Annotated in this window: 1 protein-coding gene; it reads left to right on the forward strand. The window is 52.9% G+C overall.

Annotation, left to right across the window (positions count from 1 at the left end):
- Positions 1 to 350, forward strand: a 350-nt coding sequence (locus tag SB756_RS28650) for an ATP-binding protein (protein ID WP_410912892.1), incomplete at both ends; no start/stop codon positions are given.

Consider the following 350-nt stretch of genomic DNA (forward strand, 5'->3'; position numbering starts at 1 on the left):
CATCTGTTCGAATACAAGAACGGCTGGAAGGTACAAACGGTTGCCGATATGGCGGAAGACGGGCATTGGCACTTCAAGCATTCGGCCCTGGTAGCTCCGAGCTCAGAGGTTTCGGACAGCACGGAAACGCCGCCATTGCCCACCCCGGAAAATCCTCCAGCTGAAGAAGCTCCAAAGCCGACGGAGTTATTCGGTCGTGACAAGCTGATCGCCAGTCTCACCACAGCACTCAAGGAAAAGCCTTGCATTGCGCTGCACGGTCTTAGTGGTAACGGCAAGACCACGCTGATTAAAGCACTGCACCGGCAAGCAGCATTTCAAAGAACCGTTTTTGTAGATATTCATTCAAG

Source organism: Pseudomonas sp. SIMBA_068 (assembly GCF_046534705.1).
GTDB lineage: Bacteria > Pseudomonadota > Gammaproteobacteria > Pseudomonadales > Pseudomonadaceae > Aquipseudomonas > Aquipseudomonas putida.